Annotated in this window: 24 protein-coding genes and 1 pseudogene; 15 read left to right on the top strand and 10 right to left on the bottom strand. The window is 72.6% G+C overall.

Annotated features, from left to right (window positions below):
* Positions 1 to 80 precede the first annotated feature (80 nt).
* Complete coding sequence (locus tag C2L59_RS25890; RefSeq protein WP_103352106.1) at positions 81 to 638, top strand: GNAT family N-acetyltransferase; 558 nt, start codon at positions 81 to 83, stop codon at positions 636 to 638.
* Between the two features lie 6 nt (positions 639 to 644).
* Here C2L59_RS25890 and C2L59_RS25885 read toward each other — a convergent pair whose 3' ends face one another.
* Complete coding sequence (locus C2L59_RS25885; protein ID WP_103352105.1) at positions 645 to 1979, bottom strand: LVIVD repeat-containing protein; 1335 nt, start codon at positions 1977 to 1979, stop codon at positions 645 to 647.
* 104 nt (positions 1980 to 2083) lie between these two features.
* Here C2L59_RS25885 and C2L59_RS25880 point away from each other — a divergent pair, with 104 nt between their 5' ends.
* Both C2L59_RS25880 and C2L59_RS25875 read left to right on the top strand, forming a co-directional pair.
* The gene (locus tag C2L59_RS25880; protein ID WP_103352104.1) at positions 2084 to 3529 is read left to right on the top strand and encodes an ABC transporter substrate-binding protein; all 1446 of its coding nucleotides are present in this window, start codon (positions 2084 to 2086) and stop codon (positions 3527 to 3529) included.
* Complete coding sequence (locus C2L59_RS25875) at positions 3526 to 4098, top strand: amino acid transporter (RefSeq protein ID WP_103352103.1); 573 nt, start codon at positions 3526 to 3528, stop codon at positions 4096 to 4098. The genes C2L59_RS25880 and C2L59_RS25875 overlap by 4 nt, the downstream gene beginning before the upstream one ends.
* Here C2L59_RS25875 and C2L59_RS25870 read toward each other — a convergent pair.
* A complete protein-coding gene (locus C2L59_RS25870) occupies positions 4095 to 4973 on the bottom strand; it encodes a LysR family transcriptional regulator (RefSeq protein ID WP_103352102.1) in 879 nt (292 codons plus the stop codon). The two genes, C2L59_RS25875 and C2L59_RS25870, sit on opposite strands and share 4 nt — an antisense overlap.
* A gap of 70 nt (positions 4974 to 5043) precedes the next feature.
* On the opposite strand from C2L59_RS25870, the gene C2L59_RS25865 reads away from it, so the two are divergent.
* Entirely contained in the window at positions 5044 to 6063 is a 1020-nt protein-coding gene (locus C2L59_RS25865) for an SDR family oxidoreductase (protein ID WP_103352101.1), read from the top strand.
* Here C2L59_RS25865 and C2L59_RS25860 read toward each other — a convergent pair.
* Positions 6060 to 6794, bottom strand: a complete 735-nt coding sequence (locus C2L59_RS25860; RefSeq protein ID WP_103352100.1) for an SDR family oxidoreductase — start codon at positions 6792 to 6794, stop codon at positions 6060 to 6062. The genes C2L59_RS25865 and C2L59_RS25860 overlap by 4 nt on opposite strands.
* A gap of 21 nt (positions 6795 to 6815) precedes the next feature.
* Between C2L59_RS25860 and C2L59_RS25855 the strand changes: the two genes are divergently transcribed.
* Positions 6816 to 7448 carry a class I SAM-dependent methyltransferase gene (locus C2L59_RS25855; protein WP_199199250.1) on the top strand — a complete coding sequence of 211 codons (633 nt, stop codon included), beginning with the start codon at positions 6816 to 6818 and terminating at the stop codon, positions 7446 to 7448.
* A 52-nt stretch (positions 7449 to 7500) separates the two neighbouring features.
* Here C2L59_RS25855 and C2L59_RS25850 read toward each other — a convergent pair whose 3' ends face one another.
* The 3 genes from C2L59_RS25850 to C2L59_RS25840 all read right to left on the bottom strand — a co-directional run bounded on the left by C2L59_RS25850 (position 7501) and on the right by C2L59_RS25840 (position 11024).
* Positions 7501 to 9405, bottom strand: a complete 1905-nt coding sequence (locus tag C2L59_RS25850) for a S8 family serine peptidase (protein WP_103352098.1) — start codon at positions 9403 to 9405, stop codon at positions 7501 to 7503.
* Positions 9406 to 9541: 136 nt separating this feature from the next.
* Positions 9542 to 10429, bottom strand: coding sequence for an NADP-dependent oxidoreductase (locus C2L59_RS25845; protein ID WP_103352097.1), 888 nt, complete (start codon positions 10427 to 10429; stop codon positions 9542 to 9544).
* Positions 10430 to 10451: 22 nt separating this feature from the next.
* On the bottom strand, positions 10452 to 11024 hold the full coding sequence (locus C2L59_RS25840) for a nucleotidyltransferase family protein (protein ID WP_103352096.1): 573 nt from the start codon (positions 11022 to 11024) through the stop codon (positions 10452 to 10454).
* Between the two features lie 71 nt (positions 11025 to 11095).
* Here C2L59_RS25840 and C2L59_RS25835 point away from each other — a divergent pair.
* Positions 11096 to 11458: pseudogene (locus tag C2L59_RS25835) on the top strand (GNAT family N-acetyltransferase).
* Here the strand turns inward: C2L59_RS25835 and lpdA are convergent.
* From lpdA to C2L59_RS25820, 3 genes are all read right to left on the bottom strand, one after another.
* A complete protein-coding gene (gene lpdA / locus C2L59_RS25830; RefSeq protein WP_103352095.1) occupies positions 11448 to 12839 on the bottom strand; it encodes a dihydrolipoyl dehydrogenase in 1392 nt (463 codons plus the stop codon). The pseudogene C2L59_RS25835 and the gene lpdA sit on opposite strands and share 11 nt — an antisense overlap.
* A gap of 92 nt (positions 12840 to 12931) precedes the next feature.
* On the bottom strand, positions 12932 to 13693 hold the full coding sequence (locus C2L59_RS25825; protein WP_103352094.1) for a 1-acyl-sn-glycerol-3-phosphate acyltransferase: 762 nt from the start codon (positions 13691 to 13693) through the stop codon (positions 12932 to 12934).
* 83 nt (positions 13694 to 13776) lie between these two features.
* On the bottom strand, positions 13777 to 14181 hold the full coding sequence (locus C2L59_RS25820) for a nitroreductase family deazaflavin-dependent oxidoreductase (RefSeq protein WP_103352093.1): 405 nt from the start codon (positions 14179 to 14181) through the stop codon (positions 13777 to 13779).
* A gap of 214 nt (positions 14182 to 14395) precedes the next feature.
* On the opposite strand from C2L59_RS25820, the gene C2L59_RS25815 reads away from it, so the two are divergent.
* The 6 genes from C2L59_RS25815 to C2L59_RS25790 all read left to right on the top strand — a co-directional run bounded on the left by C2L59_RS25815 (position 14396) and on the right by C2L59_RS25790 (position 20228).
* On the top strand, positions 14396 to 15436 hold the full coding sequence (locus C2L59_RS25815) for a LacI family DNA-binding transcriptional regulator (RefSeq protein ID WP_103352092.1): 1041 nt from the start codon (positions 14396 to 14398) through the stop codon (positions 15434 to 15436).
* Positions 15437 to 15516: 80 nt separating this feature from the next.
* Complete coding sequence (locus tag C2L59_RS25810) at positions 15517 to 16650, top strand: dihydrodipicolinate synthase family protein (protein WP_103352091.1); 1134 nt, start codon at positions 15517 to 15519, stop codon at positions 16648 to 16650.
* The gene (locus C2L59_RS25805) at positions 16650 to 17462 is read left to right on the top strand and encodes a sugar phosphate isomerase/epimerase (protein ID WP_103352090.1); all 813 of its coding nucleotides are present in this window, start codon (positions 16650 to 16652) and stop codon (positions 17460 to 17462) included. The genes C2L59_RS25810 and C2L59_RS25805 overlap by 1 nt, the downstream gene beginning before the upstream one ends.
* Before the next feature lie 50 nt (positions 17463 to 17512).
* Positions 17513 to 18175 carry an IclR family transcriptional regulator gene (locus C2L59_RS25800; RefSeq protein ID WP_103352089.1) on the top strand — a complete coding sequence of 221 codons (663 nt, stop codon included), beginning with the start codon at positions 17513 to 17515 and terminating at the stop codon, positions 18173 to 18175.
* Positions 18176 to 18222: 47 nt separating this feature from the next.
* Positions 18223 to 18933, top strand: coding sequence for a response regulator transcription factor (locus C2L59_RS25795; RefSeq protein WP_103352088.1), 711 nt, complete (start codon positions 18223 to 18225; stop codon positions 18931 to 18933).
* A 2-nt stretch (positions 18934 to 18935) separates the two neighbouring features.
* The gene (locus C2L59_RS25790) at positions 18936 to 20228 is read left to right on the top strand and encodes a HAMP domain-containing sensor histidine kinase (protein ID WP_103352087.1); all 1293 of its coding nucleotides are present in this window, start codon (positions 18936 to 18938) and stop codon (positions 20226 to 20228) included.
* A 111-nt stretch (positions 20229 to 20339) separates the two neighbouring features.
* Here the strand turns inward: C2L59_RS25790 and C2L59_RS25785 are convergent, their stop codons facing one another.
* The gene (locus tag C2L59_RS25785; RefSeq protein WP_103352086.1) at positions 20340 to 21173 is read right to left on the bottom strand and encodes a hypothetical protein; all 834 of its coding nucleotides are present in this window, start codon (positions 21171 to 21173) and stop codon (positions 20340 to 20342) included.
* Positions 21174 to 21379: 206 nt separating this feature from the next.
* Between C2L59_RS25785 and C2L59_RS25780 the strand changes: the two genes are divergently transcribed.
* From C2L59_RS25780 to C2L59_RS25770, 3 genes are read left to right on the top strand one after another with little or no spacing between them, the layout of a single operon-like run.
* Positions 21380 to 22771: an amino acid permease gene (locus C2L59_RS25780; protein WP_103352085.1), complete on the top strand. Its 1392-nt coding sequence runs from the start codon at positions 21380 to 21382 to the stop codon at positions 22769 to 22771.
* Positions 22768 to 23511 (top strand): carbon-nitrogen hydrolase family protein, encoded by a 744-nt coding sequence (locus tag C2L59_RS25775; protein WP_103352084.1) that lies wholly within the window; start codon positions 22768 to 22770, stop codon positions 23509 to 23511. The genes C2L59_RS25780 and C2L59_RS25775 overlap by 4 nt, the downstream gene beginning before the upstream one ends.
* A complete protein-coding gene (locus C2L59_RS25770) occupies positions 23508 to 25199 on the top strand; it encodes an NAD(P)/FAD-dependent oxidoreductase (protein WP_103352083.1) in 1692 nt (563 codons plus the stop codon). The genes C2L59_RS25775 and C2L59_RS25770 overlap by 4 nt, the downstream gene beginning before the upstream one ends.
* Positions 25200 to 25271 lie beyond the last annotated feature (72 nt).

Raw genomic sequence — 25271 nt, 5'->3', positions numbered from 1 at the left:
CGCCGGAGGCCGTCGCCGACCGGGTGGCGGCCTCCGGAAACCCGGTTGCCCACGGCGCGGGCGTCGGGGATGGTCGGGCGATGTCCTTGGTCGTCCCCGACGAGAGCTACCACGAGTCGTTCCTCGCCGCCCTGCACGAGTTCCAGGACCAGGGCGAGGCCCTCGAGGTCCGGCCACGCGACGTCGCCGAACCGGCGGCGTTCCGGGACTGGCTCGAGCACCTGCGCTGGGCCGGCCTGGTGGGTGCGGCGCCCAGCGTGCGGGACCGGACCCCCCACCGCATCTACTGGTGGGTCGAGGGCGGGCAGTTTCTCGGCCGCGCCCGCCTCAACCTCCGGCTCACCCCGGAGCTGACCGAGTTCGGCGGGCACATCGGCTACGACATCCGCCCCACCGCACGTGGCCGGGGCCACGCGACGGCGTTGCTGGGCGCCGTGCTGGCCACCGCGCACGAGGGCGGCCTCGAACGCGCGCTGCTGACGTGCGCGCCGGACAACCACGCCTCGCGGCGCGTGATCGAACGCAACGGCGGCGTCCTCACCGACACCAGCCAGGCCGGGCGCCTGCGCTACTGGTGCCCTACGGCGTCATCCGGGGCTTCGCCCCGAGCCGGGGGCTCCGCCACCCGGAGCCCCTGAAAAGCCCTACTTCGTAAGCTGCAGGACGTCCACTCCGCGCGTGTTGTCGGCCACGTAGACGTACTTCCCGTGCCAGTACGGCGCCCACGCGCTCGCGTCGCCCGGGCGGTAGTAGGCGATCTGCCGCGGGTTCGTCGGGTCGCTGACGTCGAGGAACCGGGTGCCCTGCGCGTAGAACGACTGGACCAGGATCTTGCCGCGGACGTCGAAGTAGTGCGCGGAGCAGTCGTCGGAGGCCGGGTCGCTGCCCTCCTGGCCGTTGACGCTCCACGTGCCGACGCTCTGCAGGCGGAACGGCTTCTCCGGCGTCGAGCGCCAGCCTTCGCCGTGGTAGGAGCCCGCCAGCGACGAGATCGTCAGGACGCCGTCGCCCGCGCAGCCGTCGACGAAGTTCTCCTCCGTCGCGTAGATCAGGTCCTGGCCGCGCCAGGCGCCGTCACCGACGCGGTGGCCGGCCGGGTGGAAGCTGTTGTGCATGAACCGCGACGGCGCCGCGGTCTCGGCGATGCCGCCGCCGGCGTACGGGACCGGTTCGTGCGCGGTCGCCCGGCGGATCTTGTTCGTGAGCGGGTCGCGGTGGATCCCGGACGTCCAGTAGCCGCGGACGCCGCCGCGGCCGGACACCCAGGCCACGCCGTTGCCGTCCACCTGGACGTCGTGCACGTAGTCGGTCTTGCCGTCGTTGCGGGCCAGTTCGATCGGCTGCGGGTTGACCTTCGGGTGCTTCGGGTCGCGGATGTCGGTGACCCAGATCGGCCGCCCGCCCCAGTCGGCCGGCTGGTCGTCGGCCTTGGCCGGGCCGCCGGTCCAGAGGTAGCGGCAGCCGTCGACGCAGCTGGTGGTGTGGCCGGCGGGCACCTTCACGTAGCTGAGGATCGCCGGGGCCTCGGGCTTCGAGACGTCGACGACGTAGATGCCGGACTCGCCGGTGTGCGTGGTGCCGCCGTACGCGCGCGGATCGCGGGAGAGGAACACCAGCTTGCGGTTCTGGTCGACCTCGGTGTCCTCGGTCTCCCACAGGCCGGGCAGGCTGACCTGCCCGACGAGCTTCGGCGCGGCCGGGTTCTTCGTCAGGTCGTACACCTTCAACCCGAACTCGCCGGAGACGACCATGACGTCGCGGCGGCCGTAGTCGAGGAAGTTGATCGAGATGGCGCCGGCGGCGTCCGGGACGTTGCCGACGGCCTTGACGTTCTTGATCGCCCCGGGATCGCCCAGCGTGCGGGCGGCCGGGACCGCGGGCTTGTCGTCTTCGCCGCAGGCGGCGGCCGGCAGCCCGGTCGCGACCAGCGTGGCGCTGACGGTGACGGCGGCGAAGCACGACCGCAACCAGGTGCGCACGCGAAACCTCCCAGAACGCTCCGACCGTGACCTCCCGAACGGTACGACGGAGATCAACCGGACACAACCGTCTTTCGTTGCCTTCCGACTGGTAGGACTTGCTCATGCGTTTGCTCGCCCTGCTCGCCGTCGTGGCCCTCGCCGTCACCGGCTGTTCCGGTGCCGATCCCGCCCGGCCCGGTGTCCTGTCCGTCGGCATCCGCGAGCCGGCGACGCTGCTGCCGGCCGACCTCGACGACCAGGCGGGCCGCCTGGTGACCGGCGCGCTCTGGACCCCGCTCGCCGACTACGACGCCGCGGCCGGCAAGCTCACCCCGCGCGCGGCGGCGTCGATCGAGAGCGCCGACCGGGTGCACTGGACGGTCAAGCTCCGGCCGGCGACGTTCCACGACGGCACGCCGGTCACCGCGCAGTCCTATGTGGACACGTGGCGGGCGGTCGCGGCGGCGCGCTGGGTCTCGTCCCCGGTGCTGACCAAGCTCCTGCGCGCCCGCGAGATCAAGGCGACGGCCCCCGACACGATCACACTGACGCTGGAGCGCCCGTCCGGTCAGGTGCCGGCGCTGCTGTCCGCGCCGGGCCTGGTCCCCCTGCCGGCGTCGGTGCTCGCCTCCCACGACTGGGACGGCTTCGCGAAGGCGCCGATCGGCAACGGCCCGTACCGCCTCGACGGCGGCTGGCACCCCGGCCTGGGCGGCACCCTGAAGCGCGTCGGCGCGGGGAAGGCCGAGCAGATCGAGCTGCGCGTCGGCGAGCCGGGCGCCCAGTACGACGCGGTGAAGGCGGGCACGCTCGACCTCGCGACCGAGGTCCCCGGCGCCCGGCACGAGGCGATGCACGGCGACTTCGCCGACCGCCACGCGACCTGGGCCCTCCCGGAGGCGGGCTACCTGGCCTTCCCGGTGACGAACCCCCGGTTCGCCGACCCGACGGTCCGCCACGGCTTCGCGCTCGGCGTGGACCGCGCGGCCCTGGAGGCGGGCCCGCTGGCCCACCAGGTCGACCCGGCCAAGGCCCTGCTGCCCCCGGCGGACGCCCCGGGCGAGCGGACCGGCACCTGCCGGCCGTGCAGCTTCGACCCGGCGGCGGGCAAGGCCCTGCTGAAGCAGGCGGCGTTCCCGGGCGGTGCGACCGTCTACTTCGGACCGGGTGCCGAGGCGTGGACCCGGACCCTGGCGGTCGGGCTGCACAAGGCCCTGGACGTTTCCGTGACGGCTCAGGCGCTCCCGAACACCGGTCAGCTCGACGGGCCATCCACAGTGGACCTCAAGCTGGCGACGCCGAGCCCGTACGAGCTGCTCTCGGCGCTGGCGGCGCAGTCGGGCTACACCGACGAGGTGTTCCGCCAGAACCTGGCCATGGCCGACGCGGCGGCGACCCCCGATGAGGCGGGCGAGCTGTACCGCCTGGCGGAGAACCAGCTGCTGCGTGACCTGCCGGCGGCGCCGTTGTGGTCGGGCCACGGCCACGCGGTGTGGGGATCGCGGGTCCACGACGTCACGACGACGCCGTTCACGGGCCCGGTACTGGCGGGAATCGGCGTTTCGTGAGCTGGGACCCCGCGCCGCTGCCCGAGGTCGCCCGGCTGTTCGCCGGCACCGGCGTGCCGTGGTGGATCGCCGGCGGGTACGCGATCGAACTGGCCGCCGGCCGCGCGTTCCGCGAGCACGGCGACGTCGACGTGCTGCTGCTGCGGCGCGATCAGCTCGCCGTCCAGGCGGCGCTGCCGTCGTGGGAGTGGTGGGCGGCGGACCCGCCGGGCACGCTGCGCCCGTGGGCGCGCGGCGAGCTGCTGTCCACCGGGATCGACGACGTGTGGTGCCGCCCGGCGGCGGCCGCACCGTGGCGGATCCAGGTCATGCTCGACGAGGCACGGGGGAACGAGTGGGTTTCCCGCCGCGATCCGGCCGTGCGGCGGCCGGTCGCCGAGCTCGGCAGGGTCTCGCCGGACGGCGTCCCCTACCTGGCGCCCGAGGTGCAGCTGTTCGCCAAGGCCCACGGCACCCGGCCCAAGGACGAGCAGGACTTCGCCGCGGTGCTCCCGGTGCTCGACACCGCTCAGCGACGGTGGCTCGCGGACGCACTCGAGGACACCCACCCCTGGCAGGACCGCCTCTAGACCACCGCGTGCTCGGCCAAGGTCTCGATGAACGCCGAGGTCAGCGGGTCCACCGCCGCCCGGGTGTAGGCCGCCAGGACCCGCCGGACCGGCACCGACGGCCGCAGCACCCGGCCTTCGAACCGGGCCGGCAGGACGTTCGCCGGGACCAGGGCCGGCCCCAGGCCCGCCGCCGCCAGGATCGGGGCCGCCGCCGTCTGCTCCGTGCGGACCGCCGGCCGCGGGCGGAAGCCCGCCGCCGCGCAGGCCGCGTCCACCAGCTCGGCCAGGCCGTTGCCCGGGGCGTAGTGGACCCACGCGCAGTCCGCGAGCGTGGCCAGGTCGACCTCGCCGGTGGCCTCGTCCTCGGTCGCGCCGTCGGCGGGCAGCACGACGACGAACTCCTCCGTGCCCAGCTCGCGCACCGGCCCCGGCCAGCCGGTGGGACGCGGGCCGAGCGCGATGTCCGCCTCGCCCGCCGCCATCGCCTCGCGCAGCTCGTCGGCGTGGCGGAACTCGATCAGCCGGACGTCGACCTCGGGGCGGTCGCGGCGCCACACGCGCAACGCGGGCGGGAGCACGCCGAGGCTCATCGAGTAGACCGTCGCCACCTGCAGCTCGCCCGCCGTCGTGCCGGACGCCAGCCGGGCGGCGCAGCGGGCGCGTTCGGCGTCGGCCAGCGCGGCACGCGCGTGCGGCAGCATCGCCCGGCCCATCGGGGTGAGCCGGACCGCGCGGGGCAGCCGTTCGAGCAGCGGCCCGCCGAGGCTGCGTTCGAGGGCCCGCATCTGGTGCGACAACGCGGGCTGCGTCACGTGCAGCTGCTCGGCCGCACGGGTGAACGACCCGGTGTCGACCACGGTGACCAGATACTCCAGCTGCCGCAGGCTCGTCATGACTACAGCTTATCGAGGTGGTGATTACTAAGCCTTGGACTTATCCGCATGTCCGGCCGAAGCTGAAGTCATGGAACGCAAGACAGCACTGGTCGCCGGCGCGAACGGCATCATCGGCAAGAACTTGGTCGAGCACCTGCGGGCGGACGGCGGCTGGAACGTCGTCGGCCTCTCCCGCCGCGGCGGCCCGGGCGCGGTCGCCGTCGACCTGCTCGACCCCGCCGGCACCCGCGCGACGCTCGCTCCCCTGACCGCGGCGACGCACCTCTTCTACGCCGCCTACCAGGACAAACCGACGTGGGCCGAGCTGGTCCCGCCGAACCTGGCGATGCTGACGAACCTCGTCGACGCCGTCGAGGCGGCGGCCCCCGGCCTCGAGCACGTCAGCCTGATGCAGGGCTACAAGGTGTACGGCGCGCACCTCGGGCCGTTCAAGACCCCGGCGCGCGAGACCGACGCCGGGCACATGCCGCCGGAGTTCAACGTCGACCAGCAGCAGTTCCTCGAGCGGCGGGCGGGTTCCTGGACGTGGTCGGCGATCCGGCCGTCGGTGGTCGGCGGCACCGCGCTGGGCAACCCGATGAACCTCGCGCTGGTGATCGCGGTGTACGCGTCGATTTCGAAGGAACTCGGGCTCCCGCTGCGGTTCCCGGGCCGGCCGGGGGCGTACGACAGCCTGCTGGAGATGACGGACGCGGGCCTCCTGGCCGCGGCCACGGTCTGGGCCACCGGCCACCAGGGCGCGTTCAACATCGCCAACGGCGACCTGTTCCGCTGGCGCGAGCTCTGGCCGAAACTGGCGGCGTACTTCGGCCTGGAAGTCGCCCCGCCGCTGCCGATGTCCCTGGCGGACGTCATGGCGGACAAGGGTCCACTGTGGACGTCATTGGCGGAACGCCACGGCCTTTCGGCGTCCTATGCGGACGTTTCGGCATCATGGGCGTTCGGCGACTTCGTGTTCGGCTGGGACTACGACATGTTCGCGGACACGTCGAAGGCGCGCCGGGCGGGGTTCCACGAGTACGTCGAGACGGAGCAGATGTTCTACCGGCTCTTCGACGAGTTCCGGAAGGCCCGGGTGATCCCCTAGCCGCGGCCGATGAACGGCATGGTCGTCGCCGTGACGGTCAGGAACTGGACGTTCGCGTCGAGCGGCAGCCCCGCCATGTACCGGACCGCGTCGGCGACGTGGCGGACGTCGAACGTCGGCTCCGCCACCACCCGGCCGTCCGGCTGCGGGATGCCGGCGGCCATCCGCTCGGTCATCTCGGTGGCCGCGTTGCCGATGTCGAGCTGGCCGCAGGCGACGTTCCAGGCCCGGCCGTCCAGGGAAATCGACCGGGTCAGGCCGGTGACGGCGTGCTTGGTCGCGGTGTAGGCGACGCTCGCCGGCCGCGGGACGTGCGCCGAGATCGAGCCGTTGTTGACGATCCGGCCGCCGCGGGGGTCCTGGTCCTTCATCAGCCGCACGGCCTGGCGCGCGCAGAGGAACATCCCGGTGAGGTTGACGTCGACGGTCCGCTTCCAGTCCTCGACGGACAGGTCGGCGACCGTCCCTCCGGCGGAGATCCCGGCGTTGTTGAAGAGCAGGTCGAGCCGCCCCCACCGGTCGCGCACGGTTTCGAAGAGTGCTTCGACCGAGCCTTCGTCGGACACGTCGGTGGGCACGGCGAGCGCGTTCTCGAAGCCCGACGCGGTTACCTCCAACGCCGAAGCGCGCCGGCCGGCCAGGGCGACGCGGTAGCCGTCCGCCAGGAGCGCGCGGGCCACCGCTCGTCCGATGCCCGAACCCGCCCCGGTGACCACTGCCACCTTCGCCATCGTTCCTCCTAGACTGCCCGCATGGGACTTCGCGAGAGCTTCCAGGCCGGGCTGGCCCGGCAACTCGGCCACCCTAACGGCCTGCGAGGGCGGATCGTCGGCGCGATGCTCAACCGCCGGAACCGGGCGGTGGTCGTGCGGGCGGTCGCCGCGCTGAAGCCCGGCCGCACCGAAACGGGCCTCGACGTCGGCTTCGGCGGCGGGCTGGGCCTCTCCCTGCTGCTGCGGGAAGCCGGCGAGGTTCACGGCGTGGACATCTCCCTGACGATGCTCGAGCGCGCCCGCAAGACGTTCCGCCGGGAGATCGCCGCGGGCCGGCTGCAGGTGCACGAAGGCTCGATGACGGCGCTCCCCCTGGCCGCCGCTTCGGTCGACGTGATCGTCTCGACCAACACCATCTACTTCATCGACGACCTCGACGCCGCCCTCGCCGAGATCGCCCGCGTGCTGCGGCCGGACGGCCGGTTCGTGCTCGGCATCGGCGATCCGGACGCGATGAACCGCGCCGAAATGCTGACCCGCAACGGTTTCCGGATTCGTCCCCTGGACCACGTCGAGGCCGCGCTGGGGCGCGCCGGGCTGGAAGTACGGGCCCACGAACGGCTCGCCGGCGGCGGGCTCGGCTTCCACCTCCTGGTCACCGGCCGCCCGTGACGGAACCGGCCCAGCGAGCGCGCTGCTCGCCGGGCCGGTCCGGTGCGGGGTGCTACTTGGCCGGCACGCCCAGCGCGGCCAGCGCCGGGCCGGCCATGATCACGCCGGTGCCGGTCACCGTGTCGAAGCCCGGGGCGCCGAGGTCGATCGCCGAGGACACCAGGGCCGAGCGGATCTGCGCCGGGGTCGCCGCCGGCTTGCCGGACAACAGCAGGGCCGCGATGGCCGCCGCGTGCGGGGCCGCCGCCGACGTACCGAAGAACGGCTGGAAGCCGGTCACCGACGTCGCCACGCCGTCGGCCGCGGTGATGTCCGGCTTGCTGCGGACCGTGCCGCCGGTCGAGGAGACGTTGCCCGGGGTGATCGCGGTGCCGTCCGCGTTGTAGAACAGTCGGCGCTTGCCGTCGGAGGAGAACCGCTCCCACTTGCTCGACGCGGTGAACAGGCCGGGGTACGGGCCGGCCGGGTTGGCCGGGTCACCGGTCTCCAGCGGACGGCTGAACGCGCCCGCCGCCGGCGCCGCCGCGACACTGAACGCGGCCGCCGCGGCCGAGTGGCCGTTCGTGACGCCGTTGGTGCTGAACGCCTTGAGCGAACCCGAAGCCACGAACCGGCCGCGGATCACGTTCAGCGCGAGGAACCGGTCGGCGCCGCTGTACTTGACGACCGCGACCTTGTAGCCCGAGCCGGTGGCCGGCACGTTCGCGATCTCGTACGGGTTCTGCGAGCCGGACTGCGCGTTCTCGCTGGAGGCCACGACGCTGCCCGCGGAGTTCAGGATGAACAGGTCGTAGTCGTTGGCGGACCGGCCCCACGGGTCGGACCAGAACAGCGTCACCGGCTTGCCGAGCGAGCCGGCCGAAAGCGCGTCGAAGTTCTGCGTGGTGCTGCTGGGGTCGAAGTCGTGCGGCGTGCCGGTGACACCGCTGATCTTCGTCGAAGACGCGCGGAAGTCGCCTTCGTAGTAGCCGCTGGTGCCGTCGGTCACGTTGCCCGAGTTGCCGGCCGAGGAGAAGTAGAGCACGCCCGCCGCGGTCACGTCGTTGACCGCCTGCGCGACCTGCGTGTCCTGGAACGGCGACTCGTCGAAGTAGGAGACGTCGTCGACGATGATCCGGCACTTGCCGGTGGTGCGCAGCGCGCGGATGTTCGCGGCGAAGCTCGCCTCGCTGGTGAACGCGGTGGCGAAGCCGAGGGTCGCGTTCGGCGCGAGGTCGTGGATGATCTCGAGCATCGCGGTGCCCTCGTCGCCGCTGCCCTTCTGGCCGGACAGGACGTCCACCGCGGGCAGCTCGCCGGCGCCCTGCGACTTCGCCAGGGAGTCGACGCCGTCGGAGAGCACGCACACCTTGGTGCCGGCGCCGCTGACGCCGTAGGTGGCGCGGGCGGCGTCGGCGCCGTGCGCCTTGTCCCCCTCGGACACCTGCGTCGCGGCGGCGGCCTGCGCGGCCACCGACTGGCGGGCGTCGCGGTTGCCCGGCTCGCGCCAGGTCGTGGCCTGCGCGGCGGGTTTCACCTCGACGACGTCGGCGCGGCCGGCGATCGCGTCCAGTGCGGACAGCGGCAGGTCGGCGCGGACGGCCCCGTCCGGCGTGGCGAAGCGGACGGTGCCGCCCGCCGCCTTGACGGCGTTGGCGACGCCCTGGTCACGGGAGGAGATGTCGACCGCGACGGTGCCGGTGGAGCTCACGCCGACGCCCGAGCGGTATTCGGGCAGTTTCGCGGCCAGCGACCGGTCGGCCCGCAACCGCTTCTCGACGACCAGCTGGCTCGATTGCTTGCGCTCCGCGGGGCTCAGGCTCTGCTTGATGCTCTGAAGCGCGCTGATGCCCGCCTCGGTGCGCGCGGTGGCCGCGTCCACGGTGGACGGCTGCGCCGCCGCAACCCCGGTGGTCAGCAGCAGCGTGCCGACCGTCAGCGGAACCGCGTGCGCGGCGACCCGGCTGAATCTCACCATCGATGTCTCCCTGTGGTACTCGGCCACTCGACCGAATGACACCCAACTGGGTGTAATGGGGAGAATCTAAGGAGCGACCGGCCGGGATTCCACCGACCAAAGTCGGGAACGGCCGTCGGCCCACATACTGGAACGATCAGGGGAACATGAGAACTGTTTTTCCCCGGCCGTGCCCGGTCTCGATTTCCCGGTGTGCGGCCGCCGCCTCGGGGTACGGGTACGCGCGGCGCACGAGAAAGCGCAAGTCACCCTTCGCGTAGAGCGCGGCCAGTTCGGCGAGCCGGGCGGCGGAGCGTCCGGACTTCGAGACGAGCACGCCGAGTTCCGCGGCCCGGTGGTGGTCGACGAGCGTGAGGATCCGGTTCCGGTCCCTCACCAGTTCGAGTAAGAGGTCGAGCGCTTCCCCGCCGGCGCCGTCGAGCACGACGTCGACCCCCAGTGGCGCGACGCGGTCCCGCAGCCCTTCACCGTAGACGACGGGGAGCGCCCCCAGCTCGCGCAGGTAGTCGTGGTTGGCCTCGCTCGCGGTGCCGATCACTTTGGCGCCGTTGAGTTTCGCGAGCTGAACGGCGGCGGCGCCGACCGACCCGGCGGCGCCGTGGACGAGCAGCGTCTCCCCCGCCCGCAGCTCGAGCGCCTCCAGCGCGATCGACGCGGTCTGCGTCCCGGCGGTGAACCCGCCGGCGACGTCCCAGGGCATTTCGGCCGGCTTGGGCGTCACATCGGAAGCGGGCACGACGATGTATTCGGCGGCGGCCCGCACGGCGGTGAAGCCGAGAACTTCGGTACCGGCGGGGAGTTCGCCTTCGTCGACCACCCCGGCGAACTCGTTCCCGGGCACCCGCGGCCAGCCCAGCACGAGCCCGGGCGGCTCCCACCCACCCCGCACGGCGGCATCGAAGGGCTGCACCCCGGCGGCCTTGACGCGGACGCGAACCTCCCCGGGCCCGGCGTGCGGTTCGGGCAGATCGAGGACGCGGAGCACTTCGGGCCCGCCCGGCTCGGTGAACGCGACGGCTTTCATGGATCCAGTCTCAAACTTCCAGTTACCTCGAAGTCAAGACGGTCAGCTCGGGCCACCGGCCCCGCCACCGTACGGCTTTCCGTTCGTAGACGGCCTGCGGTGCGAGCACCGGGTTCGGCCGGACGACCATCGCGAAAAGGTCGTCGAGACCGTAGGGTGCGTAGACGAGCCAGCTGCCCCCGGTCTCGAGCCGAATCCCGACGCACGAGCAGACGGCGGGAAAGGCGTCGATCGCGGCTTCCGTGCTCGCGAACGGCGGGCACGGCGTACCGAACTTCGCTTCGTACCAGAGGTGCACGCGAGCCTCGTTGCGCACCTCGACGTCGACGGGCAGGTCTTCGCAGGCGCCGGTGACCGCGCGGATCACCTGATCTTCCGCGGCCCAGCTCAGGTCCGCGGGGTCGTGGTAGAAGAGGTCGTAGTCCTCGATGCCGTGCGTCGCGGCACGGCCGGTCAGGACGTTCCACACGGTCTGCACCACGCACCCGGCCGTGACGTACCAGCCCGGCAGCCCGAACCCGCCGGCTCGCCGCAGCAGCTCGACGAGCACTTCGTTGCGCGCCAGGGCTTCCTGGAGCCGGTCGAGGTCCGCCACACCGCCATCGTAGGTCCGCGCGCACGGGCAGCGGCCGGAAACTGTCGGTGCCCTGCCGTACGGTCCGCGGCATGGCCGAAATCGAAATCCGCCGCGCCACCCCGGCGCAGGCCGGCACGCTGACCGTCCTGGTGCACGCTTCCGCGGCTTAACGCGGCGATTACGCGTCCATCTACGCGCTCGTGGGCGCCGAACTCGACCTGTTCTTCGTCGCCGACGATGCCCAAGGGCGCGGCGTCGGCGACCGTCTGATCGCGCACATGCCCGCCGAAGCGCGCCGGCGTGGGCTGGCGAGTGTGCGTGTCGTCTCGCACCCGCCCGCGCTGCCGTTCTACCTGCGGATGGGCGCGCGGCGCACCGGCACGATCCCGGCGAGACCCCCGAAGGTCCGCTGGGAACGGCCGGAGCTCCGCTTCGACGTCCCTACATGTTGATCATGTGGCCGGCGAGGCCGTGGATGGCCTCCTTCACCGCTTCGCCCAGGGTCGGGTGGGCGTGGACGTTGCGCGCCACTTCGTGCACCGTCAGGTCCCACTGCTGGGCCAGGGTCAGCTCCGGCAGCAGCTCCGTCACGTCCGGGCCGATCAGGTGCCCGCCGATCAGCTCGCCGTACTTCGCGTCGCTGATCAGCTTCACGAAGCCGGCCGCATCGCCCAGGCCGTGGGCCTTGCCGTTGGCCGTGAACGGGAACTTCGCCACCTGGACGTCAAAGCCCTTCTCTCGGGCCTGTTCCTCCGTCCAGCCGAAGCTGGCGATCTGGGGCTGGCAGTAGGTCGCGCGCGGGATCATCGGGAAGTCGAGCTCCATCGTCTCCACGCCCGCGATCGTCTCCGCCGCCACCACGCCCATCGACTCCGACGCGTGCGCCAGCATCAGCTTCGCCGTCACGTCGCCGATCGCGAAGATGTGTTCGACGTTCGTGCGGCCGCGGCCGTCCACCGCGATCGCGCCGCGCTCGGTCAGGGCCACGCCCGTTTTCTCCAGGCCGTAGCCCTCCACGCGCGGCTGGAAGCCGATCGCCTGCATGACCTTGTCGGCCTCGAGGACCTGCTCGCCGTTCTTCTCCGAGGACACCGTCACCCGCACGGCGGAGCCCGAGTCGTCGATCGACTCGACGCGGGTCGACGTCAGCACCTTGATGCCGAGCTTGCGGTAGCGGCGCGCGAGTTCCGCCGACACCTCGGCGTCCTCCAGCGGCACCATCCGGTCCAGGAACTCGACGATCGTGACGTCGACGCCGTAGTTGTGCAGCACGTACGCGAACTCGACGCCGATCGCGCCCGCGCCGGCGATCACGATGCTGGACGGCAGCTCGCTCGACAGGATCTGCTCTTCGTACGTGACGACCCGCTCGCTGCGGGACGTGCCGGGCAGCAGCCGCGTGGTCGCGCCGGTCGCGATGACGCAGTGGCCGAAGGTGATCCGCTCGCCGTTCACCTCGAGGGTGTGGTCGTCGACGAAGGTGCCGTGCCCGTCGAACTCGGTGATCTTGTTCTTCTTCATCAGGAAGTGCACGCCCTTGACGCGCCCGTCGGCGACCTTCCGGCTCCGCTCGTAGGCGGCCGTGTAGTCGAACTTGATCGGGCTGTCGGAGGAGATGCCGAACGTCTTCGCCTCCTGCGTGACGACATGCGCCAGCTCGGCGTTGCGCAGCAGCGCCTTCGACGGGATGCACCCGACGTTCAGGCAGACGCCACCCCAGTACTTCTCCTCGACCACCGCGGCGCTCAGCCCCAGCTGGGACGCGCGGATCGCCGCGACGTAGCCGCCCACTCCGGCCCCCAGCACGACGACATCAAAGTGTTGTGCACTCATGCTTCGAAACTACCCCTTCGGGCAGGTCGGGGCGGGGTGACCCGGGCCTCACGGCAGGCCGCCGGGGCGCCCTCGCCGCGGCCTGGCGGTCGTCAGGCCGCGGCCGGACGTTCCTCGCCGCGGATTCCCTCCAGCAGCACCGTCACCGCGCCCATGATCCGGGCCGTCGCCTCTTCCAGCACCTCGCGGGTGAGCGGGCGGTCGCGCAGGTCCGACAGGTCCACCGGCGGCCCGGCGACCAGCTCGACCGTCTTGCGCGGCAGCACGCGCGGGAGCTTCGCCGTCGACGGCAGCAGGTGGTGGGTGCCCCAGTTCGCCACCGGGATCACCGGGGCGCCCGTCTCCAGCGCCGCGCGCACGATGCCCGTCTTGCCGCGCATCGGCCAGCCGTCCGGGTCCTTCGAGAACGTGCCCTCCGGGAAGACCGCGACGCACTCGCCGGACCGCACCGACGAAACCAGGTCGCGGTAGGCCTCGGCGGCCGTCGCGGCGCCGCGGTACACCGGGATGTGGCGGCCCGAGCGCATCACGCGGCCGACCACCGGCAGTTTCCACAGCGATGCCTTGGCCAGGTACCGCGGCACCCGGCCGGCGGCGAGGCAGAACGCCGTGAGCGTCGTCGGGTCGGCGAAGGACAGGTGGTTCGACGCCACCAGCACGCCGCCGGTCTTCGGGATGTGGTGCGAGCCACGCACCCGGAACCGGGTGGTCTGGGCGAGGAACTGCCAGACCACCTCGATGGCGAAGCTGTACCAGGCGCCCCGGCCGGCGCGGGCGAAGCGCCGGCCGTAGGCGATCATCTGGCGTCGGGTGAGCAGCTCACCTTCGGTGTCCAGGGCGGTCCAGCGGTCCATGGTTGTCATTCGTAGCCCACGACCGGCCGGATCGGCCCGCGCCCGCGCCGAACGCGGCGCAGATCACAGCACCGATTTCGGAGTCAGAGCCGCTCGAGCACCACGACCGGAATCTCACGGTCCGTCTTCTTGGCGTACTCGTCGTAGTCCGGCCAGACGGCCACGAGCTTTTCCCACAGCTTCGCGCGCTCCTCGCCGGAGGTCGTGCGGGCGCGGGCAGTGAACTTGTCCGCCTTGACCTGGACGCCGACCTCGGGGTGCTCGACGAGGTTGAAGTACCAGCCGGGGTGGTTCGGCGCGCCGCCCTTGGAGGCCACGATCACCGGGTTCCCGTCGACTTCCTGGTAGATCAGGGCGAACTTGCGCTCCTGCCCGGTCTTGCGGCCCTTCGTGGTCAGCACGAGCGTCGGCACGCCGTCCTTCCAGTCGTGGCCGACCTCGCCGTCGGTCTCCTCGTAGCGGCGGACGTGCTCGTCACCGAACAGCATGCGGTTCCTTTCGCGGTCGGAAGCAGTGGCGGGCTCACCACTTGAAGGTTTTCCTTGTTTGCAACACACGCGACCCGGCCGATCTTCCCGTGCGGTTCACTCGTTCGGGGGAGGTCCCCCGAGCAGCGGCTTCTCGGGACACACCCCCCTCCCAGTAGATTGCACCGACCGAGCACGCCGCGACACCCGAGACCGACCCTTGGAGGAGCCAGCCATGAAGGCCCGGCCGCACGTGACACTGGAAGACGTGGCACGCAGCGCGAACGTCTCGCTCGCGACGGCGTCGCGGGTGCTCAACGGCACCGCGTCCGTCCGCGCCGACCTGCGGGAGCGGGTTTCCGCCGCCGCGGCCGAGCTGGCCTACGCCCCCAACGCGCACGCGCAGGCGCTCGCCGGCGGCACCCACCGCACGGTCGGCGTGATCTGCCACGACGTCAGCGACCCGTACTTCGCCGCGATCGCGGGCGGGGTGATGCGGGTGGCGACCGACAACGGGCTGCTGGTGATGCTCGCCGGCACATTCCGCGACCCGGACCGCGAAGTCGCCTACGTCTCGACGCTGCGCGCGCAGCGAGCCGCGGCCATCCTGCTCATCGGCTCGGCGTTCGAAGACCGGGCGTGGGAACGCGCGATGGCCGCCGAACTGGAGCCCTACCGCCGCGGCGGCGGGCAGGTCGCCGCGGTCAGCCGCCACCGCGGGCTCAAGATCGACACCGTGCAGCCGGACAACAAGGGCGGCGCCGCGGCGCTGGCGAAGGAACTGGTCGGCCTCGGCCACAAGCGGTTCGCCGTGCTGGCCGGGCCGCGGCGGCTGAGCACCGTGCTCGACCGGCTGGCCGGGTTTTCCGATGAACTGGCCGCGCACGGCATCGAACTGCGCGAGGACGACGTCGTCGAGGCCGCCTTCAGCCGCGACGGTGGTTACGAGGCCACGAAGCGGCTGCTCGCCGGCCGCCGCCGCAAGCTGCCGACCTGCCTGTTCGCCGTCACCGACGTGATGGCGATCGGCGCACTGACGGCGTTGCGCGAAGAAGGGCTGTCCGTGCCCGGCGACATCTCGGTGGCCGGGTTCGACGACATCCCGGTGGTCCGCGACCTGGCCCCGGCGCTGACCACGGTCCGGCTTCCGCTGGAAGAACTCGGCGAGCGGGCGATGGACCTGGCGATCAAGGGGGCCGCGGGTTCGCGGCCGCGGACGGTCCGGCTGTCCGGCGAGGTCGTCCTGCGCGAGAGCACCGCACGCCCCAAGCGCTGACCCCGGCCAGGGCCTTGTCGAGCTCCAGCACAGGCCCTACCGTGGGTTGAGAAAGCGCTTTCTGATTCCCGGAGGTCCCGATGCTCGTGCTCCCGGTCCCCGGCGGCGGGCTGCTGAACTGGTCGCCGTCCGGACCACCGCTCCCCGCGACACCGGGGACGCCGCCGTCGTCGCGGATCGCCTACGCCGCCGCGCACGTCGTCGCGGACGCGCTGGCCGACGAGCCCTACGCCGTGGACTGGGACACGACGCTGGCCTTCCGCGAGCACCTCTGGACGTGCGGGCTCGGCGTCGCGGAGGCGATGGACACCGCGCAGCGCGGCATGGGCCTGGACTGGGCCACGACGAAGCAGCTGGTCACGCGCACCGGCGCGGCCGCGGCCGGGCGCCGCTGGTGCGCCGGGGTGGGCACCGACCAGCTGCCGCCGGGACCGGCCACCGTGGCGTCCATTGTGGACGCCTGGCGCGAGCAGCTGGACCTGGTCGCCGGGGCGGGCGCGGTCGGAGTCGTGATGGCCAGCCGCGCGCTGGCCGCCGCGGCGGCCGGCCCGGACGACTACCACGCGGCGTACGGGAAACTGCTGTCCGGGACGAGCCGGCCGGTCCTGCTGCACTGGCTGGGCGAGCAGTTCGACCCGGCTCTGGCCGGCTACTGGGGCCACGACGACGTCCGCGCCGCGGCCCGGGAGCTGGCGGCGCTGTGCACCGAGCACGCTCCCGCGATCGCCGGGGTGAAGGTTTCGGTGCTGGACGCCGAGGTCGAGGTGGAGTTCCGGCGGGCGTTGCCGGCCGGCGTCGCCTGCTACACCGGCGACGACTTCAACTACCCCGGGCTGATCGCCGGTGACGCCGAAGGCCACAGCGAGGCGCTGCTGGGCATCTTCGACCCGATCGCCCCGGTCGCCGCGGCGGGGCTGCGTTGCCTGGACGACGGCGACGAAGCCGGGTTCCGCGCCCGGCTCGACCCCACCGTGCCGCTGTCGCGTGAGATCTTCCGCACGCCGACCCGGCACTACAAGACCGGCGTCGTGTTCCTGGCCCACCTCAACGGCCACCAGAACCACTTCCGGATGATCGCCGGGAGCGAGTCCGCCCGCACCATCACCCACCTCGCCACGCTGCTGCGGCTCGCCGACGAGGCCGGGGTGCTGGCCGACCCGGAGCTGGCCGAGGCCCGGATGCGGCCGCTGCTGCAGGCCGCGGGGGTCGCGTGATGGACCCGCGGCTGAGCCTCAACCAGATCACCACGAAGTCGTGGTCGCTGCCCGAGGCGGTGGCCGGCTGCGCCGCGGCGGGCGTCGGCTGGATCGGGCTGTGGCGCGACAAGGTCGCCGAAACCGGCGTCGACGAAGCCGCGCGGCTGCTCAAGGAGCACGGTGTGCGGGTGTCGTCGTTGTGCCGCGGCGGGTTCTTCACCGGCGTGACGCCGGAGGGCGCCCCGGTGGACGGCGTCGCGCAGACCCGGGAGGCGATCGACGAAGCCGCCGCCCTCGGCGCCGGCGTGCTCGTGCTGGTCGTCGGCGGGGTCGCGGGCAACGACCTGCCCGGGTCCCGGCAGCGGGTCGCGGACGCCGTCGGCGAGCTCGCGCCGTACGCCGGGGATCGCGGGGTCCGGCTCGGCCTGGAGCCGCTGCACCCGATGCAGTGCGCGGACCGATCCGTGCTGTCCACTGTGGACCAGGCGCTGGCCGTCGCCGCCGAGCACCCGGCCGAGCAGGTCGGCGTGGTGGTGGACGAGTTCCACGTCTGGTGGGACCCGCGGATCGAGGCGTCGATCGCCGCGGCCGCCGGCCGGATCGCCGGGTTCCACGTCTGCGACGTCCTGGTGCCGCTGCCCGATCCGCTGCTCGGCCGCGCCCTGCCCGGCGACGGCCCGATCGACCACCGGCGGCTGCGCGCGGCGGTCGAAGCCGCGGGCTACACCGGGCCGATCGAGGTCGAGGTGTTCAACGCCGGGCTGTGGGCGCGCCCGGGCGCGGAGGTGCTCGCCGAGACCGTTGCGGCATTCGAGCGACACGTGGCCTGAAGCGGTCCACCTGGCGGTACCCTGGGTCCATCAGGCGGACGGGGGCCTCGATGCCGGCGGAAGACGACGGAACGGTCCGGAGCGTGCTGCGCGCGTTCGACCTGCTCGCCCTGTTCACCGAACACCGCCGGACCTGGGCGGTCAAGGACCTCACCGTGGCCAGCGGCCTGGCGAAGACGACCGTGCTGCGGCTGGTCGCCACCTGCGAACAGCGCGGCCTGCTCTGGACCCGGCCCGACGGGCGGATCACCGTCGGGCCCGGGATGCTGCGGTGGGCGCAGCTGGCGAACACGGCGTGGCAGCTGCCCGAGCCGGTCCGCCAGGTGCTGCGGGAGCTGGCCGGGGAGTGCCGGGAGACGGTGAACCTCTACGTGCGCAGCACGTCCGTGCTCGTCTGCGTGGCCCAGCAGGAAGGACCCCTGGCCATCCGGCACGTCGGCCGCGTCGGCGACGAGCTGCCGCTCGGCTCCGGCGCCGCCGGGCGGGTCCTCGACGGCGCCGAGGGGGCCGTGGTCAGCCACGGCACGCCCGAGGCGGGCGCGTCCAGCGTCGCCGCGCCGGTGCACGACGGCGACGGACGGGTGCCGGCCGCCCTGGCGATCACCGGGCCGAGCAGCCGGTTCGGCCCCGGCGAAGCCGCCGCGTTCGCCGAAGCCGTCACCGCCGCCGCGGTGCGGATATCGCAGATCGGCCTCGGGACGCGGGCGGAATAGGCCACAACCGGCCGGATTCCGGGGCGGCGCCGGTTAGGCTGCCCGGCATGCCGAACCTGCTGGTGGTGGAAGACGACGCGGCGATCGGCAGCGTGCTCGAATCGACCCTGCGGCTGCACGGGCACCAGGTGTGCTGGCGCCGCGACGGGCGGACCGCCCTGCAGTCCGCCGAGACCGGCGATTTCGACCTGGTGCTGCTCGACCTCGGCCTGCCCGACCTCGACGGCGTCGAGGTCTGCCGCCGCCTGCGGGCCGCGCTGCCCGCCGCGGTGCTGGTGATCCTCACCGCACGGCAGGAGGAGATGGACGTCGTCGTCGGCCTCGACGCCGGCGCGGACGACTACCTCACCAAGCCGATCCGGCTGGGCGAGCTGCTGGCCCGGGTGCGGGCGCACCTGCGCCGCGGCGCGCCGGCCGGCGCCCGGCCGCCGGTGACCATCGGCGGGCTGACCGTCGACATCGCCGGCCGCCGCGCCACCCTGGGCGGGCGCGAGGTGGTGCTGCGCGCCAAGGAGTTCGACCTGCTGGCCCGGCTGGCCGAGCAGCCCGGCACCGCGGTCAGCCGGGAGACGCTGATGTCCGAGGTCTGGGACGCGCACTGGTACGGCTCGACGAAGACCCTGGACGTGCACATCGCGGCGGTGCGCCGCAAGCTGGCGGCGGCCGCCGGGCCCGAGGACGAGGTGCCGCGGATCGCCACCCTGCGGGGGCACGGCTACCGGCTGGAGGACCCGGCCCGGTCCGCGGCCGAAGGGTAGCCGTGCGCCGCCGGATCACCTCGCTGACCGTACTCGCCGCCTTGCTGGCGACCCTGCTGTTCGCGCTGCCGCTGGGCTTCGCGGTGTGGCAGTACTACCACGACGACGCGAAGGGTGACCTGGAGCGGGCCGCGGACGCCGCCGCCCTCGCCGTGTCGCACGAGCTGAACGCCGGCCTGAAGCCGGTCCTGCCGCCGGTCGAGGCGGAGGACGGCGAGGTCGACGTCGCGATCTACCTGCCCGACGGGCGGCTCCTCGCCGGTCACGGGCCCGCCGTCGGCGGCCCGGTCGAACGGCAGGCGTCGAAGGCGAGGGTGGACGTCGTCATCGGCCGTGAAGGCGACGAACTGGCGCTGGCGGTGCCGGTGGTCAGCGGCTCCCGCGTGACGGGCGTGGTCCGGGCCGCGCGGCCGCTGTCCCAGCTGCGGCTGCGGATCATCCTGACCTGGGTCGGCATGGCCGGGCTCGCGGTCGCGACGACCGGGGTGAGCTGGCTGCTCGCCCGGCGGTTCACGAAGCGGCTCGTCCGGCCGCTGGAGGAGCTCGCCGCCACGGCCGAGCGGCTCGGCGACGGCGACTTCACGGCCCGGTCCCCGCGCGCCGGGATCCCCGAGATCGACCAGGTCGGCGAGACGCTGGACGCCACCGCGGCCCGGATCGGCTCGACGCTGGAGCGCGAGCGCGCGTTCTCCGCGGAGGCGTCCCACCAGCTGCGCACCCCGCTCACCGGGCTGCGCCTGCAGCTGGAAGCCGCGCTGGAGACCCCGGCGGCGGACCCGTACGCGGCGATCCGCGCCGGCATCGCCTCCGCCGACCGCCTGGAACGCACCATCGAGGACCTGCTGGCGCTGGGCCGCGAACGCCGCGCCCCGCGCGCCGAGCTGGACCTCGACGCGCTCCTGGATGAGGTCCAGCAGGCCGGCGAAGCCCTGCTCGGGCCGCGGGGCCGGGTGCTGCGGATCGTCCGGGACGACCCGCCCCGGGCGCACGTGGCGGCCGCGGCGGTCCGGCAGGTCGTCGGCGTGCTGCTCGACAACGCGGTGACGCACGGACGCGGCACGGTCACGGTGGTCGCCCGCGACGCGGGTGACGCGCTCGCCATCGACGTTGCCGACGAAGGCCCCGACCTGGGCGAAACGGACCCGTTCGCCACGGTCCCCACCGGCCACGGCATCGGCCTGCGCCTGGCCCGCGGCCTCGCTGAAGCCGAAGGCGGCCGGCTCCGCCTCAGCCGCCCCGGCCCACCGACGTTCACCCTCCTCCTCCCGGCCGACGACCCCGCCCCACCAGCGTGACCGAAAGGTCGACACGCGTGATCGGAGAGCCAACTCGCGTGATCAGAAGGTCGACACAAAGGCGGGCCGTGTCGCCCCTTCAATCACGGGTGATGGCCCGGGAAGCACGGGTCACATCGGGAAGGTGGCGCGGAAGGTCTTGGAGATCGGTTCGAGGTCGGTGATCAGGTCGGCGAGTTCGGTGGGGGTCAGGGTGTTGTAGGGGGCCTCGGCGAGCCGGTCGGTCAGCGCTTCGACGCGGTCCTTGGTGGCGTGGCCGGCGGGGGTCAGCCAGCCGTCGGGGCCGATGAGGCCGCGGGTGCGCATGCCCTCGATGACCGCCTCCAGCTGGGCGGCCGGGAGGTGCCAGACCCGGCCGAAGTCCTTCGCGGGCAGGTTGACGGACAGCGAGTGCAGCACGTGGGCTTCGGTGCCGCCGATGCCCTCGGCGACCAGGGCGACCGTGTGGCCGTCGCCGCGGTGTTCACGCAGCAGGGTCGCCGTGTGCCAGAGCCTGGCCACCGGCTCCTGCGGCACCGGGACCGTCCGCAAGGCGGCGTACAGGGGACGGCCCTCCACCGGGGCGCTGGTCGCCGCCTTCAGCAGCAGGTCGGCGGCGCGGGCGACGCCCGGGTCGTCGGCCAGGTCGCCGAGGATCCGCCGCATCCCCGCCGCGCACCCCCGCTCGCGGGCCGCCAGGGCGGCCTCGGGCGTGGTCAGGTCCCAGACCTTCGGGATGTGCCGGGCCACCTCGCCGGGCGCGAAGTTGTAGAAGATCGCGTGGACGACCTCAGGAGACGCCGCACGGCCGAGCGGCGCGGCGCGCCCGGCGAAGTAGGCGTCCCACACGTTGCGCAGGCCCAGCGCCATCAGCTCCTCGTCCGACTCGTCGGCGAAGTAGGGCACCAGGCCGATCGGCTCGACCAGGTCGTACATGCGGCGGGCGACAGGCTCCGGATGCGGCATTTCGTCTCCTGGGTACGTGGCGGCGCCCTCGTGGCGACCCGCTCACCCCCTCCACGAAGGCCCCTCGCCGGATCCGACACCTCGGAACCCACTTGGAACGAATCGCCACGATCTGCACCTACTGTGCAATGAATCACCTGTGATTCATCTGTACGCGCAACGTCCTCGTGTTTTGCGGGCCGGAAACGGCCGTTACGGTCGTCGGCATGACTCTGCGAGCCGCGACGGTGCGGCGGAAACCGGTCGCCGACCTCGTCGCCGAAGGCGATCATGGCACGTTGAAGCGGTCGCTCGGCCTCGGGCAGCTCACCATGCTCAGCATCGGGGCGACGCTGGGCAGCGGCATCTTCGTCGTGCTCGGCGAGGCCGTCCCGGTGGCCGGCCCGGCGGTCGTGCTCTCCTTCGTGCTCGCCGGCGTCACGGCGTTCTTCTCCGCGTTGTCCTACGCCGAGCTCGCCGGGATGATCCCGCTGTCCGGTTCGTCCTACTCCTACACCTACGCCACGCTCGGCGAGCTCGTCGCCTGGGTCTGCGGGTGGTGCCTGGTGCTCGAGTACGGCGTCTCGGTCGCGTCGGTCGCGGTCGGCTGGGGGCAGTACCTCAACGAACTGCTGCGGCTGGCCTTCGGCTTCACCATCCCGGACGCGCTGAGCCGGCCGCCGGGCTCGGGCGGGGTCGTCAACGTGCCCGCCATCCTCGTCGTCGTCCTGGCGATGCTCCTGCTCCTGTCCGGCGCGAAGGAGAGCGCGCGGGCCAACGCGGTCATGGTCGTGGTCAAGATCGGCACGCTGGTGCTGTTCTGCGCGATCGCCTTCAGCGCCGTGCAGGCGAAGAACTTCACCCCGTTCTTGCCGCTCGGGCTGGCCGGGCTGAGCGCCGGCGGCGCCAAGCTGTTCTTCTCCTACATCGGCTTCGACGCCGCGTCGACCGCGGGCGAGGAAGCCAAGAACCCGCAGCGCGACCTGCCGCGGGCGATCCTGCTCTCGCTCGGCATCGTCACCGTGCTGTACTGCCTGGTCGCGGTGGCCGCGGTCGGCGCCCTGCCGTGGCAGCAGTTCGACGGCCAGGAAGCCGCCCTCTCGCACGTGCTCGACGTCGTCTCCGACAACCCGTTCTGGGCCGCGCTCCTGGCCGTCGGCGCGATCGTGGCCATCTCCAGCGTGGTGCTGACCGTCCTCTACGGACAGACCCGCATCCTGTTCGCGATGTCCCGCGACGGCCTTGTCCCGCCCGCGCTGTCCAAAGTAGACACGAAGTCCGGTTCCCCGCGGATCAACACCCTGGTCGTGTCGGCCTTCGTCGCGGTCCTGGCCGCCTTCATCCCGCTCGGGAAGCTGGCCGACGCCACCAGCATCGGGACGCTGTTCGCGTTCGGCCTGGTCAACGTCGCCGTCCTGCTGCTCCGGAAGCGCCAGCCCGACCGCCCGCGGACGTTCCGCGTCCCGCTCTCGCCGGTCACGCCGATCCTGGGCGTGCTCTGCTGCGGCTACATGATGCTCAGCCTCGACGGTGCCACCTGGCTGGTCTTCGGCGCCTGGATGGTGCTGGGCCTGCTGATCTACTTCGGCTACGGGATCCGGAAGTCGAGGCTGGCATGAGGGTCGCCGTCCACCAGGGCCCGCTCGGCGACCTGCCGCGGATCGACGCCGACCTCGTCGTCACCGCGGAGATGATCACCACCGGCTACCACATCGGCGCGCGCACGCACGAGCTCGCCGAACCCGCCGACGGCCCCACCGCGGCCCGGATGTCCGCACTGGCGCGGCAAAGAGGCACCGCACTGGCGTACGGCTACCCGGAAACCGACGGCGAGCACGTCTACAACAGCGTCCAGCTGATCGACGCGACCGGGCACCGGCTCGCCAACTACCGCAAGACGCACCTCTTCGGCGACCTCGACAAGGCCTGGTTCACCCCCGGCGACGAGCCGGTGGTGCAGGCCGACCTCGGCGGCATCCGGGTCGGGCTGCTCATCTGCTACGACGTCGAGTTCCCGGAGCTGGTCCGCGCGCACGCGCTCGCCGGCACCGAGCTGCTGGTCGTGCCGACCGCGCTGATGAGCCCTTACGAGATCGTCGCCGACACGCTCGTACCCGCGCGGGCCTACGAAAGCCAGCTGTTCGTCGCCTACGCCAACCGCTGCGACACCGAGCGGGAGCTGACCTACTGCGGGCGATCCTGCGTCGTGGCCCCGACCGGCGCGGTGCTGGCCCGCGCCGGCGCCGGGCCCGAGGTCATCGCCGCCGACGTCACGCGGGACGCCCTGACCGCGTCCCGCCTGGAAAACACCCACCTGGCCGACCGACGGCCCGAACTGTACCGGGGAACCACCGCATGACCTCCGCCGTCCCGACCGCGATCCACCACGACGAACCGGCGGGCCGCCCGATCACCATGTTCGGCCCCGACTTCCCGTTCGCCTACGACGACTACCTCGCCCACCCCGCCGGCCTCGGCTCGCTGCCCGCGCACCGGCACGGCACCGAGGTCGCCGTGATCGGCGGCGGCCTCTCCGGCATCGTCACCGCCTACGAGCTGATGAAGGTGGGCCTGCGCCCGGTGGTGTACGAGATCGCCGAGCTCGGCGGCCGGCTGCGGACCGTGCGGTTCCCCGGCTGCCCGGACGACGTCGTCGCCGAGATGGGCGCGATGCGCTTCCCGCCCGCGTCGACCGCGCTGTTCCACTACATCGACAAGGTCGGGCTGGCGACCACGCCGTTCCCGAACCCGCTGGCACCCGGGACCCCGAGCACCGTCGTGGACCTGAAGGGGCAGAGCCACTACGCGCGCACGCCCGAGGACCTGCCCGCCGTCTTCCGCGAGGTCGCCGCGGCCTGGGACCGGACACTGGCCGAGCACGCCTCTTTCGCCGAGATGCAGACGGCGATCCGCGACCGCGACGCGAAGACGATCAAGCGGCTGTGGAACGAGCTGGTGCCGCGGCTGGACAACCAGACGTTCTACGGCTTCCTCTGCGACTCCCCCGCGTTCGCCTCCTTCCGCCACCGCGAGATCTTCGGCCAGGTCGGCTTCGGCACCGGCGGCTGGGACACCGATTTCCCGAACTCCATCCTGGAGATCCTGCGGGTGGTCTACACCGGAGCCGACGACGAGCACCGCAGCATCGCCGGCGGCAGCCGGCAGCTTCCCCTGCGGCTGTGGGAGCACGCGCCGGAAGACCTCGCGTTCTGGCCGGCGGGCACCAGCCTGAGCACGCTGCACGGCGGACGGCCGCAGCCCGGCGTCGCGCGGCTGCACCGCACGGCGCCCGGCAACATCACCGTGACCGACACCGAAGGGCACATCCGGACGTACCCGGCGGCGGTGTTCACCGCGCAGAGCTGGATGCTGCTGTCGAACATCGAGTGCGACGAGGCGCTGTTCCCGATCGACCACTGGACGGCGATCGAGCGCACGCACTACATGGCGTCGTCGAAGGTGTTCGTGCCGGTCGACCGGCCGTTCTGGCTGGACCGCGACCCGGCCACCGGCCGCGACGCGATGAGCATGACGCTCACCGACCGGATGCCGCGCGGCACGTACCTGCTCGGCGACGACCCGGCGAAGCCCGCCGTGATCTGCCTGTCCTACACGTGGGCCGACGACTCGCTGAAGTGGCTGCCGCTCTCGGTGGGCGAACGCGTCGAGGTGATGCTCCAGTCGCTGCGCGAGATCTACCCCGGCGTCGACGTCCGGCGGCACATCATCGGCGACCCGGTGACCGTGTCCTGGGAAGCCGAACCGCACTTCATGGGGGCGTTCAAGGCGAACCTGCCCGGCCACTACCGCTACCAGCAGCGGCTGTTCACGCACTTCGTGCAGGACGAGCTGCCGCCGCGGTACCGCGGCCTGTTCCTCGCCGGCGACGACATCTCCTGGACGGCGGGCTGGGCCGAGGGCGCGGTCCAGACGGCGCTCAACGCGGTGTGGGGTGTGCTGCACCACTTCGGCGGGGCCACCGATCCGGCGAACCCCGGCCCGGGTGACGGCTTCGCGGACATCGCGCCGATCACGCTGCCGGACTGAGGCGTGCCCCGATCGTGGGATAGCAGTGGCGGCGCATCCGACATCGTGCTGACTGCCCTGCCCGGCGCAACG

Origin of the sequence: Amycolatopsis sp. CA-128772, assembly GCF_002904295.1 — a bacterium.
In the GTDB taxonomy this organism is placed as follows: Bacteria; Actinomycetota; Actinomycetes; order Mycobacteriales; family Pseudonocardiaceae; genus Amycolatopsis.
This window is presented reverse-complemented; position numbering and strand designations above follow the sequence as displayed.